This is a genomic window from Planosporangium spinosum, assembly GCF_049999945.1.
GTDB lineage: Bacteria > Actinomycetota > Actinomycetes > Mycobacteriales > Micromonosporaceae > Planosporangium > Planosporangium spinosum.
Window position 1 is genome coordinate 126,365 of sequence record NZ_JBLYUB010000009.1, and the last position, 12,469, is coordinate 138,833.

Sequence of the window (12,469 nt, forward strand, 5' to 3'; positions counted from 1 at the left end):
TCTCCTGACGGGAGCCGGCCATGAGCGACATCGACGTCCTCGCCACCGACCTGCGCGCCGTACTGGGCGGCGACCGGGTCGTCAGCGACCGGCAGGAGCTACGCACGTACGAGTGCGACGGGCTGGCCCACTACAAGGTCATCCCGGCCCTCGTGGTGTTCCCGCACACCGCGGCCGAGTGCGCCGCCGTGGTGAAGGCGTGCGCGGACGCGGACGTGCCATTCGTGGCGCGGGGCTCGGGTACCGGCCTGTCCGGCGGTGCCCTGCCCCGCGCCGACGGGGTCCTCGTCGTCACCTCGCAGATGCGGCGCATCATCGAGGTCGCGCCGGACGACGAGCGGGCCGTGGTCGAACCGGGCGTGATCAACCTCCAGGTGACCCGGGCGGCCGCCCCGTACGGGTACTACTACGCGCCCGACCCGTCGAGCCAGCAGATCTGCTCCATCGGCGGGAACGTCGCCGAGAACTCCGGCGGGGCGCACTGCCTCAAGTACGGCTTCACCACCAACCACGTCACCGGCGTCGAGATCGTCACCCCGGACGGCGACCTGGTCGCCCTCGGCGGGCGGGCGCCCGACACCCCCGGCTACGACCTGCTCGGCGCGTTCGTCGGCTCGGAGGGCACACTCGGCATCGCCACCGAGGTGACCGTACGCCTGGTGCGGCTGCCCGAGGTGGTACGCACGCTGCTGGCCGCCTTCGACTCCACCGACGCGGCGGGCGCGGCCACCTCGGCCATCATCGGCGCGGGCGTGGTGCCGGCCGCGATCGAGATGATGGACGCGCTCGCCATCGAGGCGGCCGAGGCGGCCGTGCACTGCGACTACCCATCCGGCGCGGGTGCGGTGCTCATCGTCGAGCTCGACGGCCCGGCCACCGAGGTGGAGGCCCAGTTCGGCCAGGTCGAGCGGCTGTGCCGGGACAGCGGCGCCACCGAGATCCGCCTCGCCCGCGACGACGCGGAGCGGGCGCTGTTCTGGAAGGGCCGCAAGTCCGCGTTCGCCGCGGTCGGCCGGATCAGCCCCGACTACATCGTCCAGGACGGCGTCATCCCGCGGACCGCGCTGCCCGACGTGCTGCGCCGGATGACCGAGATCGCGAACGAGCTCGGCGTACGCGTCGCCAACGTGTTCCACGCCGGTGACGGCAACCTGCACCCCCTCGTCCTGTTCGACGACGCGGTCCCCGGCGCGGCCGAGCGGGCCGAACAGGCCTCCGGCGCGATCCTCGACCTGTGCATCGCCCACGGCGGCTCGATCACCGGTGAGCACGGCGTCGGCGTGGACAAGGCCAAGCACATGCCCCGGATGTACTCCGACGACGACCTCGACACGATGCAGCTGGTCCGGTGCGCCTTCGACCCGCGCGGGCTGTCCAACCCCGGCAAGGTCTTCCCGACCCCGCGGCTGTGCGGCGAGGTACCGGGGCGCCGCAAGGGCACGCACCCGTTGCAGGAGGCCGGCGTGGCGGAGGTGTTCTGATGACAGCCCCGTTCGACGCCCCGGTCCCCTTCGAGGGTCTGGTGCCCGCCACCGGCGCCGACACGATCGCCGGGGTGCCGGCGCGCTGGGTCGCCGCGCCCGCCACGACGCAGGAGGCCGCCGCGATCCTGCGGTCCGCCGCCGCGCACGGCATGGCCGTGGTGGTGCGCGGTGCCGGTACCCGGCAGGACTGGGCCGCTCCCCCGCGCGCGCTGGACCTGATCGTCGACACCGGCCGGCTGACCGGTGTGGTCGAGCACGCGGCCGGCGACCTCATCACCGTCGTGCGGGCCGGTACGCCGCTGTCGGCGCTGGCCGAGGTCCTCGCCCCGGCCGGGCAGCAGCTCGCCCTCGACGCCCCGATCCAGTCCTCGACGGTCGGCGGGACGGTCGCGCTGAACGTCAGTGGGCCGCGCCGGATGCTCTACGGCACCGTCCGCGACCTGCTCATCGGGGTGACCGTGGTACGCGGGGACGGCGTGGTGGCCCGCGCCGGCGGCAAGGTCGTCAAGAACGTCGCCGGGTACGACCTGGGCAAGCTGATCACCGGCTCGTACGGGACGCTGGGCCTGGTCACCGAGTGCGCCTTCCGGCTGCACCCGCTGCCGGCCGCGACCGCGTACGTGTCCCGGGTCGTGGACGGCGTCGACGAGGCCGGACGGCTGGTCGCCGCGGTCCGCGGCGCCCAGGTCGTGCCGAGCGCCCTGGAGGTCGACGCCGGCGCGGGCGGCCGGATCGAGGTGTGCGTCCTGGTCGAGGGCGTACCCGACGGGGTCACCGGGCGCGTGGCGGAGACCCGCCGGCTGCTCGGCGGCGAGGCGACCGTCGCCGGCAGCGCGCCCGCGTGGTGGTCGACGTACCCGTGGGGCGTCGGCGACGTCGGGTGCAAGCTCACCGCCGCGCTGTCGGCGGTACCGGCGCTGCTGGCGGCGGCGCGGACGGCCCGGGACAGGTACGGCGTGCCGCTGCCGGTGCGCGGCTCGGCCGGTACCGGCGTGCTCTACGCCGGCCTGCCCGGCGACGCCGACCCGGACACCGTCGCCGCCGTGCTCGCCGACCTGCGGGCCGCCGCCACCCGCGGGCACGGCCACGCCGTCGTCCTCACCGCCCCGGCGGCCGTCCGCGACCGGGTCGACCCGTGGGGCCCGGTACCCGGCCTGGACCTGATGCGGCGGGTCAAGGCCCAGTTCGACCCCGACGCGCGGTTCGCGCCCGGACGTTTCGTGGGAGGGATCTGACATGTCCGGCGACCAGGTACCCCACGCACCTGTCGGCAACGGCCCGGTCTCCGCCCCGACCGGTACCCGGCCGACGGACCCGCCGCGCGACGTGCTGGGCCTGGTCGGCACCACGCCCGGCGAGCCGGCGTTCGACGACCACCACCCGCCGCGGCTCGACCTCGTCGACGACTGTGTCCACTGTGGCTTCTGCCTGCCCACCTGTCCCACGTACGCCCTGTGGGGCGAGGAGATGGACTCCCCGCGCGGGCGCATCTACCAGATGAAGCAGGGGCTGGAGGGCGAGCCGCTGACCGCCAGCATGGTCGAGCACTTCGACCGGTGCCTGGGCTGCATGGCCTGCGTCACCGCGTGCCCGTCCGGAGTGCGGTACGACCAACTGATCTCCGACACCCGCCAGCAGGTCGAGCGGCGGCACCCGCGCCCGCCGCGTGAACGGGCGCTGCGCGCGGCGATCTTCGCACTCTTCCCGTACCCGAAGCGGCTGCGCCTGCTGCGCGGGCCGCTGCGGGCGTACCGGGCCAGCGGGGTGGCACGCCTGGTCGAGCGGACCGGCCTGCTGAAGCGGATGCCGACCCTCGACTCGATGCAGGCGCTGGCGCCGCGGCTGTCGCGCCCCGAGCGGCTCGCCGAGCGGATCCCGGCGCGGGGCGCGAAGCGGGCCGTGGTCGGCATGCTGACCGGCTGCGTGCAGAGCGCGTTCTTCCCCGGCGTCAACGCCGCGACCGCCCGCGTCCTCGCCGCCGAGGGCTGCGAGGTCGTCGTCCCGCGGACCCAGGGCTGCTGCGGGGCGCTGAGCGTCCATAACGGACGCGAGGCCGAGGCGCAGGCGTTCGCGCGGGCGATCATCGACGCGTTCGAGGTCGCCGGGGTCGACCACGTGGTGGTCAACGCGGCCGGGTGCGGGTCGTCGATGAAGGAGTACGACCGGCTGCTGGCCGACGACCCGGCGTACGCGTCACGCGCGGCGGCGTTCGCCGCCAAGGTCCGCGACCTGTCCGAGATCCTGGTCGAGCTGGGCCCGGTCGCGCCCCGGCACCCGCTGCCGGTGACGGTCGCCTACCACGACGCCTGCCACCTCGGGCACGCCCAGGGCGTACGTGCCCAGCCGCGCGCGCTGCTGCGCGGCATCCCCGAGCTGGAGGTACGCGAGATCGCCGACCCGGAGATCTGCTGCGGCTCCGCCGGCATCTGGAACGTCCTCAATCCCGAACCCGCCCGGCAGCTCGGCGACCGGAAGGCCCGCGCCGTGCTGGACACCGGCGCGCACCTGCTCGTGACGGCGAACCCCGGGTGCCTCATGCAGGTCGCGGCGGCGGTGCGGCGCCTCGGCGGCACGATCGACCTGGCACACACCGCGCAGGTGCTCGACGCGTCGATCCGCGGCCTGCCGGTCGACGACCTTCGCTAGCCCTCGTTCGGCCGTTCCCCATCCGGTACGGCGCACCTCCCCATAGAGCGCTCCACCTCCGGTAACGCCCCCACCCCCGCTCCACCTCCGGCAACGCCCAACCCCCCGAGGTAACACCGCACCCCCACACCCATCCCCCCAGTGCCGAGGTGATCCCGATGCTCGATCAATACAAGATCATCACTGATCCGATCGCCGACTCGGTGGGCCTGTCCGCGATCGCCGCCGCCCTGGCCCTGGTGACCCTGTTCATCCTGCTCGGCCTGCTCCGCGTGAAGGCGTGGATCGCCGGGCTGGCCGCCCTCGCCGTCGCGCTCGTCGTCGCGGTCGTCGGCTACGGCATGCCCGTCGGGCAGGCCCTGCTGTCGGCCAGCGAGGGCGCCACGTTCGGCTTCTTCCCGATCATGTGGATCGTGCTCAACGCGATCTGGGTCTACAACCTGACGGTCGCCAGCGGGCACTTCGACGTGCTGCGTCGGTCGTTCGAGCGGGTCAGCCCGGACCTGCGGATCCAGGCCATCATCATCGCGTTCTGCTTCGGCGCGCTACTGGAGGCGCTCGCCGGTTTCGGTACCCCGGTCGCGATCACGGTCGTCATGCTGATGGCGCTGGGTTTCCGGCCGATCCACGCCGCGTCGGTCGCGCTGATCGCCAACACCGCGCCGGTTGCGTTCGGCGCCCTCGCCGCCCCGATCACCGCCCTCACGAACACCGCCAGTGGCGCCAGTGACCACCCCGGCCTGACCCTGGACACTCTGGGCGCCATGGTGGGCCGCCAGACGCCGGTCCTGGCGGTCGTCGTGCCGCTGGTCCTGGTCGCCGTCGTCGACGGCCGGCGTGGCGTACGCCAGACCTGGCCGGCCGCGCTCGTCGCCGGCGTGTCGTTCGGGATCGCCCAGTTCGTCGCGGCCAACTACATCTCGGTACCGCTGACCGACATCGTCGCCTCGCTGGTCTCGGCGGCGGCCGTCGTCGCACTGCTGCGGATGTGGCGGCCGGCGGAGTCGCCCGACCTGCGCGCCGCACCGGAGAGCGCGGCGGACGGCGGGGAACCGGCCCGTGCCGTCGACGGGGACACGACGGTGCCGGCCACCACCGGGTCCGGCGCGCCGACGTCCACCCTCGAGGAGGTCGAGGCCCGGCCCCGGGACAGCCGCGCGGACGTCCTGCGTGCGTACGCGCCGTACGCGATCATCATCGTCCTGTTCTCGATCGCCAACCTCGGCCCGGTCAAGGACACCCTGGCGACGTCACCGTGGACGGTGAAGTTCCGCTGGCCCGGGCTGGACGTGCTCACCGCGGCGGGCACGCCACAGCCGTCGATGACGTTCACGCTGAACTGGCTGCCGGCGGCGGGCACGTTGATGATCATCGCCGGGGTCCTCGCCGCGCTCGTGCTGAAGGTACGGCCGGCGGCGGCGCTCAAGGCGTACGTCAACACGTGGGTGTCGTTGCGGCACGCGATCGTGACCGTCATGGCCGTGCTGGCCCTGGCCTACGTGCTCAACCAGTCCGGCCAGACCAGTACCCTCGGCGCGTTCCTCGCCGGTGCCGGCGGGGCCTTCGTGTTCCTGTCGTCGATCCTCGGCTGGATCGGCGTCGCGGTCACCGGCTCCGACACGTCGGCCAACGCGCTGTTCGGCGCGTTGCAGGTGCAGACGGCCACCCGCGCCGGGCTCGACCCGGTGCTGCTCGCCGCGGCCAACTCCTCCGGCGGCGTCATGGGCAAGATGATCAGCCCGCAGAACCTGGCCATCGCGGCGGCGGCGGTCGGCATGGCCGGCCGAGAAGGCGAGATCTTCCGCAAGGTCGTCGGGTGGAGCCTGGTGCTGCTGCTGTTCATGTGCGTCCTGGTGACACTGCAGAGCACGCCGGTCCTGGACTGGATGGTGGTGAAGTAGTCGCCGTACCGGATGCGGGGCGGCGGTCGGGTGGGCACCCGGCCGCCGCTTAGCTTATGCGGCACCATCGCCGCCCAGCGCGGCGGCTACTGCGCCAACCGCGTCTACGACCTGCGGCCCTAACCCGCCACTGCGTGGTGTGGTGGTCGACCGGTCTCGTACTGGAAACGAGCGGCATGCTGCGCGTCTTCGAGAAAGTTGGCTACCGCCTGAGCCCGCTTGTCGTCGCTCACGTAATTCCCCGGGGTTCGGGGTGGGCGAATCCCGTCGGCAAGAAGCCTCAAGGGCATGTTGTGGCACAAGTCACAAACTGCCGACCACGGTGACGCGCGGATACGCATCCTCCCCGCGTCAACACAGCCCTTCCGAAGGGGCTGGCGTGGCCGTGGAGCGATTTACGGCACACCCGCGTACCTCCCCCAAACAGATTGACCCACGGTGAAGCAGGGTGGGCCTCTGAGCGTTGTCGCCGTCGCGGACGCGCGGCTCGCCGAGTCGCCGGCCCGGAAATACCGTGGCCGCATGCCCGAACTGATCCTGCCGACCACCCGGCTGCACGCCGCCTTCCTGGAGTGCCGCGCCGACTGGGGCCCTGGCTTCCACGAGGACGGCTTCGGCATCGGCGCCGACGACGACGTGGACTTACCCGACGGCTTCGCCGCCTGGGTACACAAGCGAACCCGACTGGTCCACCCGGTGGGAACGCCCTGCCCGACCGAGAAGCACGGCTCACCCCGGTGGGTCGTCGAGGACGGCCGGGTCCTCGGAGGCATCGCCCTACGGCACATATACGACGACGACATCGGCCACATCGGCTACGGCATCCGCCCATCCGCGCGCCGCCGCGGCCTGGCCAGTTGGGCACTGGGAGAGATGCTCAAGGAGGCCCGAGCTGCCCTGGACCTGGACCGCGTCCTCATCCCCTGCCTCGCGGACAACCTCGCCTCGGCCCGCACGATCGAACGCAACGGCGGAGTTCTCGAAGGCATCCGCGACACCGAGCACGGTCCCGTTCGACGCTACTGGATCAACCTAGATCGGTGACCTTGACCCACAACGCTCGCCGGGGTGGTCCCGGAACCCGCAGACACGGAAAACCGCTGAGAACCGGTGGGGCCAGTTCTAGCTGGGCGGATTCTGGGGATCGTCGCAACACGGCCAGGCGCCCCGGCCGCAGTCCGGGCAGGCCGGAACCGGGCCGTCAGCGCGGCCGCTGTCGCCGAGGTAACCGAGCTGCTGCGGGCAATACCTCGAACCCGCCGGTGCGCCATCGAGAGGCTCGGCTCGGGTGTGCCAGGTAGCGACTCACGTCCGAGAGCGTACGGGCTACCAGGGCGAACGGCCTTCTACCGGCGGTTTAGGGCTACCCGGGGGCCCGGATTACACCAACGACCTCGTAAGGGGCCCCGGCTGCCAAACCACCCACCCGACAACGAGGACCACCCGATCATTTCCGGTCGCGTGGCGCCCGACTTAAGCCGTAGCAGTCGAAGCGTTCGCGAAAGGATCACCACGGCCGACTCCCGCTTCGGGCATGGACCCGGCACTCCACATTCCACACACCGACCGTCCGCGCTGGACGTGACGTGCGTACCCAGCGTGCGCTGCGCCTCGGCCAGTTGCACCTCGACCGTCCGTGCGTAGTACGTCGTCGCGGCCGTAGCCGGCCCGTCCGAGTACCTCATCGGCACGTCATCCCACTGACCCGCGACGGCGGATCCTCCGGAGCCATCCGGTCGCCACACCGTCCGCAGATCCCCGTGATGCAAGAGGAATAGGTGTTCCCGCGCACTGAGGACAGCTCTTAACCGTTCCGCATGCAGGACACCATCTGCTCTTGACCTTGAACGACAGCAGTCCGGCGAGAAAGCCGAGCAGCGCCGCCAGGATGACTGTCAGCAGATGCCCCATGCTGCCCTCCGTACGGTAGGAAGTACGTCCCCCGGACCACTCGAAATCGCGGGTCGAACGTCACGGACGGCTGCGTGACGTTCGTCGACCCGGTTCTCCGCAACCCGCACGGGGTCACCGCCCGTACTCGTGGTACGGCAGGTTCACCCGCCTGCCCGCACCGCCGAGGCGGTACCCGGTCACACCGGCAGGCACAGCGACACCCGTGTTCGGATGGTGCCGCCGATGCGTCTCGTCAGCACGTACAAATCCGGCAACGTCTCGCGGACCCGGCCGAGCCGTGGGGTCGTATGACCGAGGGTCCTCCCCTGCCGCGCTGATCACCGAGGCCGCGTGCCGACGCGACGGGCAGGGTGCCGGGTACCCGCACTGCACGCACCTGCGGCTTTCGGCGCCGCGATGCCGCCGGTACACATCGACGCTGAGCTTGTGCAGGGCCGAGCCCGTCAAGGTGGAGATCGGCATCCCCATCGCCACTGTTTCCTTCCATGGCTGGTGCTACCGTGTTCGTCGCCCGCACAGCGATCACCCGAATCCCCTCAGGATCAAGCCGTCGCGGATGACTTCAGGAAACCGCGAATCACCGTCCCCGGATACGCTGTCAACGCCAGTGACTCGGTGAAAGCGGTGAAAGATCGTTTAGTGATAGGGGCGCACCATGGCGCACGCACGAAACGGCAACACCAGACTGGCGACCGTCATCTCTCAGGCCGGATGGTCACATGCTCAGGTCGCCCGCGCCTTCGTGCGCGTAGCGCTGGAAAACGATGCCCATGAGTTCACCGGTGTCAGCAGGTCTCATGTTTCGCACTGGGTGGGCGGGTGCAAGCCGTCAGGGCGCGCTCCGGTGATCCTGTGCGAGGCGTTGTCGCGTCGGTTGGGGCGGATCGTCACCCTTGACGAGATCGGCCTTGGCGTCCACTCCACATCGCCATCGAACATGCTGGACTGGGAGATCGATACGCTGGTCGCGCTGACCGACCTCGGGAGAGTCGATGTGGACGTGGAGCGCAGGCGCGTTCTGGCAACCGCCGCCTACTCGGTAGCTGGACTCGCCCTGCCCGGCACGTCATGGTGGGCGAACATGGTCGAACGCGGCGCCGCCCGCAGCGGCACTGACGCAGGAAGCGTCGGTCGCGGGGACTTGGAGGCCGTTCGCGACATGGTGGCGATGTTCTCCCGCGTCGACCAACGTCGTGGTGGTGGCCACGCCCGGACCGCCGTGGTGCAGTACCTGACATCGGACGTGGCCGGCTATCTGCGGGGCAACTACTCCGACGATCGGGTACGCCGTGAGATGTTCTCCGCCGCCAGCGAGCTTGCTTATCTCGCGGGATGGATGGCGTTCGACAACAGCGAGCACAGCATCGCCCAGCACTACTTCACGGTGGCGGTGAAACTCGCCGCCGAAGCCGACAACCCGCCGATGGCTGGTCACGTCCTGCGCGCCATGGCACACCAGGCTATTGACCTGGGTCACGCCACTCAGGCCCTCGACCTTGCGGCCGCGTCCATGAACGGCCAGCGGTACGCATCCGCCAGTCATCGCGAGCGCGCGCTGCTGGGGGTCGTATACGCCCGCTCACTAGCCGCGACGGGACAGAAGCAAGCCGCCGCCGTAGCGTTGCTCCGCGCCGAAGACGCCCTGGCCGCGGCCGAAACGGGTGATGATGAGCCGGCCAGGGTGTTCTTCTTCGGCGAGGCGAGCCTCGCGCATGAAACCGCGTGCACGCTGCGCGATACCGGAGATCTGTCTGGCGCCGTCCGGGAGTTCCGCCGCAGCGTGCGTACCCGCAAGGCGGCGGCGTTCGCCCGGACCCATGCCGTAACGCTCGGCTATCTGGGAGCGGTGCAGGCCCGGCAGGGCAACATTGAAGACGCCTGCGCCACCTGGTCTAGCGCGCTCGATGCAATGGACGGCGTCCGGTCGGGCCGCACCCGGCAGGTTGCCACCGAGATGCGCTCGGTGCTCTCACAGTTCCAACGGCGCGGCATCCGGGCTGTCGCCGACATCGATAGGCGTGCCGCCAGCTACCTCAGCGCAATATCCTGACTCCGCCGTCTCAGCGCAGCTTGCGAGACGGCGCTGAAACGGCGCCCACGGTACGCGGACCGGATCGAGCAACGGGAAAGCGAGAAACGATGACAGGCGAGTCGTTCCAGGTCGTGCCCGTCGCCCACGTGGTCGGTGGGCGGATCGAGCCGACCGACGACTACTGGGGCGGCACCCGCTCCATCATCCGCATCGACGGCACGAGGTTCGGCACCGACGCGACAGTGGGCCTGGACGAGTTCTCGCACCTGGAAGTCGTCTTCCGCTTCCACCTCACCGACCTGGCTGACCTCAATCTCGGGGCCCGACGCCCACGCGACAACCCGGTCTGGCCCGAGGTCGGCATCTTCGGCCACCGCAACATGCGCCGACTCAACTGGCTGGGAGTTTCCCGCTGCCGTTTGATCAAAGTGGACGGTCTCGAGCTGCACGTCGAAGAACTCGACGCCGTGGACGGAACTCCGGTACTCGACATCAAACCATGGTTCCCGGAGTTCGGACCACGCGGAGAGGTCCGGCAGTCGCCGTGGTCGGTCGAGATGCTCGGCCGTTACTTCGCCGCCCCGCCACCAGAGTGACGACGCGGCACGCGACCCGATACGTCATCGGGGTTGCCGCCGGCGGCCCTCCTCGACGCCACATGACGCGTACTCCACGAGGTCCGCGAAACCCGCTGGGTACCGGTCGCCGAGGTCGCGGAGTTGGACACCCCGGCGGAACTCCGCACGCCCGGCGCCGACACCGTACGGTGGGCCGAGAGCCGTCAGTGAACCGACCAGCGTGAGTCGCAACAGACCGAACGGAACGGAAGCGATGTCATGGCGTACCAGGTTGCCGTCTGCGGTCCTCGTCGCTGCACCGAGGCAGACCGGAAAAACGCCTACCGGATCGGTCAACTCCTCGCCGAGGGTGGCGTGGTGATCATCTGTGGTGGCGGGACCGGGGTGATGGCGGCCGTCGCCGCCGGTGCCCGTTCGCGGGACGGCCTTGTCATCGGTGTTCGCCCCAACGACAGTCGCGAAGGCGCCTCTCCGGACCTGTCCGCCACGATCGTGACCAATATGGGCGAAGCGCGGAACGCGATCATCGTATGGAGCGCCGACGCCGTGATCGTGGTAGGCGGGTCGTGGGGCACACTGAGCGAGCTGGCCCTCGCCAAGCGGCGCGGCGACGTACCGGTCATCTCGCTCGGCGGATGGCAGGTACTCGACCACGAGGGTCGACCAGTACCGGGTATCGCCATCGCCGAAAGCCCCGAAGCCGCTGCCGAGCTGGCGCTGACGGGTAGGGATGCCAGCCCATCAATGCCGGAACGAACTCCGCTGGAGTAGTCGTCCGGCTGACTCAGCACGAGGCGCGAGACGGCACGGGAACGGCGCCCGCGGTACGCGGACCGGATCGAGTAACGGGAATATCGAGCAGCGGGAAGAGGGAAGCGTTGACGGTCGCCGAGGTCGCGGAGCTGGACATCCCGGTGGAACTCCCCGCGCCCGTCGCCGACACCGTACGGCGGGCCGAGAGCCGCCGGCGAACCGAGCGGAGTGAGGGGCGGATACGCAGGGACTACGGCACCGGCTCCCGCTCGGAGTTGCCCACGTTGAGCCACTGCACGGCCACGATCCCGGCGAACAGCACGCCGGCGGCTACCGTCAGCCACGGCGGTGGCTCCAACACAGCCGTGAAGGCGTCCCGCCCCACCCCGGCAGTGAGCAGGACGAGCACCACCGCGCTGCCGATTCCGCCGACGGCGACACCGCGCCGCCGCGAGTCGACACGATCGCCGTATCCGGGCCCGACCGCAGTGTCCAGGGCGGTGCTCAAGACGATGACCGCCAGTACGATCACGGCCGCGGTCACCACGATCGCCGGTACTCCGGCAAGGAACGCAACGACGATCGCGGCGTACGGGCCGACGTACGTGGCGGCGATGCCCAGCGCGGCAGCAGCCAGCAGGTGAACGACGGCACGCAGCCCCGTGCCGCCCTCCTGGGACGCCGCGTTCGTCCGTTCGCCCACCGCGCTCGCGGCCGGGTGGCGCCGCAGGAGCTGCCGGCCCAGGAGGACGAGCCCGGCCACGGTGGACACCAGCAGGACGCCGAGGATCACGCTGAAGACCAGCGACTTCCCCGGCGAGATGTAGTCGACCGTCCCGGACCCGTCGCTGAAGGTACAGGTGGCGCGCGGCGGGAAGACGCTCGTTCGTACGGTGACGTCCCCACCGTCGCCGCCTGAACGGTTCGCGCAGGCTCCACCTGGGTCGAACCACGATGGCATGGAGGACTGCACGACCGCCGACCACACCAGACCGCCGGCAAGCCCGAGACCCAGCAGGACCTTGCCCCACCGTAGCGTCGCCCGCGGGCTGAGCCGCGCCGCATACGGTTTCCCGGTCTCCTCACTGTCGATCATGCGGCCATCCTGCCAACCGGGCGCCACCGGACCGATCCCGATCGTCATGATCAGCAGGTCACCAG

Annotated in this window: 9 protein-coding genes; 8 read left to right on the plus strand and 1 reads right to left on the minus strand. The window is 70.7% G+C overall.

Features of this window, described 5'->3' with window-relative positions; all coding sequences use genetic code 11:
- Positions 1 to 20 precede the first annotated feature (20 nt).
- From ACNTMW_RS14840 to ACNTMW_RS14875, 8 genes are all read left to right on the plus strand, one after another.
- Complete coding sequence (locus ACNTMW_RS14840) at positions 21 to 1,481, plus strand: FAD-linked oxidase C-terminal domain-containing protein (protein ID WP_426634122.1); 1,461 nt, start codon at positions 21 to 23, stop codon at positions 1,479 to 1,481.
- Positions 1,481 to 2,719 carry an FAD-binding oxidoreductase gene (locus tag ACNTMW_RS14845; RefSeq protein WP_426634123.1) on the plus strand — a complete coding sequence of 413 codons (1,239 nt, stop codon included), beginning with the start codon at positions 1,481 to 1,483 and terminating at the stop codon, positions 2,717 to 2,719. Before ACNTMW_RS14840 ends, ACNTMW_RS14845 begins: the two co-directional genes overlap by 1 nt.
- Before the next feature lies 1 nt (position 2,720).
- Positions 2,721 to 4,130, plus strand: coding sequence for a (Fe-S)-binding protein (locus tag ACNTMW_RS14850; RefSeq protein WP_426634124.1), 1,410 nt, complete (start codon positions 2,721 to 2,723; stop codon positions 4,128 to 4,130).
- 158 nt (positions 4,131 to 4,288) lie between these two features.
- The gene (locus ACNTMW_RS14855) at positions 4,289 to 6,031 is read left to right on the plus strand and encodes an L-lactate permease (protein WP_426634125.1); all 1,743 of its coding nucleotides are present in this window, start codon (positions 4,289 to 4,291) and stop codon (positions 6,029 to 6,031) included.
- Positions 6,032 to 6,553: 522 nt separating this feature from the next.
- Positions 6,554 to 7,075 (plus strand): GNAT family N-acetyltransferase, encoded by a 522-nt coding sequence (locus ACNTMW_RS14860; RefSeq protein WP_426634126.1) that lies wholly within the window; start codon positions 6,554 to 6,556, stop codon positions 7,073 to 7,075.
- 1,525 nt (positions 7,076 to 8,600) lie between these two features.
- Positions 8,601 to 9,995 carry an NsdA family TPR-like regulatory protein gene (locus ACNTMW_RS14865; RefSeq protein WP_426634127.1) on the plus strand — a complete coding sequence of 465 codons (1,395 nt, stop codon included), beginning with the start codon at positions 8,601 to 8,603 and terminating at the stop codon, positions 9,993 to 9,995.
- A gap of 89 nt (positions 9,996 to 10,084) precedes the next feature.
- Positions 10,085 to 10,573: a TrmO family methyltransferase domain-containing protein gene (locus ACNTMW_RS14870; RefSeq protein WP_426634128.1), complete on the plus strand. Its 489-nt coding sequence runs from the start codon at positions 10,085 to 10,087 to the stop codon at positions 10,571 to 10,573.
- A gap of 240 nt (positions 10,574 to 10,813) precedes the next feature.
- Complete coding sequence (locus tag ACNTMW_RS14875; RefSeq protein WP_426634129.1) at positions 10,814 to 11,326, plus strand: TIGR00725 family protein; 513 nt, start codon at positions 10,814 to 10,816, stop codon at positions 11,324 to 11,326.
- A 232-nt stretch (positions 11,327 to 11,558) separates the two neighbouring features.
- Here ACNTMW_RS14875 and ACNTMW_RS14880 read toward each other — a convergent pair whose 3' ends face one another.
- Positions 11,559 to 12,404, minus strand: a complete 846-nt coding sequence (locus tag ACNTMW_RS14880; RefSeq protein ID WP_426634130.1) for a hypothetical protein — start codon at positions 12,402 to 12,404, stop codon at positions 11,559 to 11,561.
- Between the last annotated feature and the right edge of the window lie 65 nt (positions 12,405 to 12,469).

Coding starts and splice junctions, on each gene's coding strand:
- ACNTMW_RS14875 (WP_426634129.1), top strand. CDS start 10,814: ATGGCGTACCAGGTTGCCGTCTGCGGTCCTCGTCGCTGCACCGAGGCA.
- ACNTMW_RS14855 (WP_426634125.1), top strand. CDS start 4,289: ATGCTCGATCAATACAAGATCATCACTGATCCGATCGCCGACTCGGTG.
- ACNTMW_RS14850 (WP_426634124.1), top strand. CDS start 2,721: ATGTCCGGCGACCAGGTACCCCACGCACCTGTCGGCAACGGCCCGGTC.
- ACNTMW_RS14860 (WP_426634126.1), top strand. CDS start 6,554: ATGCCCGAACTGATCCTGCCGACCACCCGGCTGCACGCCGCCTTCCTG.
- ACNTMW_RS14870 (WP_426634128.1), top strand. CDS start 10,085: ATGACAGGCGAGTCGTTCCAGGTCGTGCCCGTCGCCCACGTGGTCGGT.
- ACNTMW_RS14865 (WP_426634127.1), top strand. CDS start 8,601: ATGGCGCACGCACGAAACGGCAACACCAGACTGGCGACCGTCATCTCT.
- ACNTMW_RS14880 (WP_426634130.1), bottom strand. CDS start 12,404: ATGATCGACAGTGAGGAGACCGGGAAACCGTATGCGGCGCGGCTCAGC.
- ACNTMW_RS14840 (WP_426634122.1), top strand. CDS start 21: ATGAGCGACATCGACGTCCTCGCCACCGACCTGCGCGCCGTACTGGGC.
- ACNTMW_RS14845 (WP_426634123.1), top strand. CDS start 1,481: ATGACAGCCCCGTTCGACGCCCCGGTCCCCTTCGAGGGTCTGGTGCCC.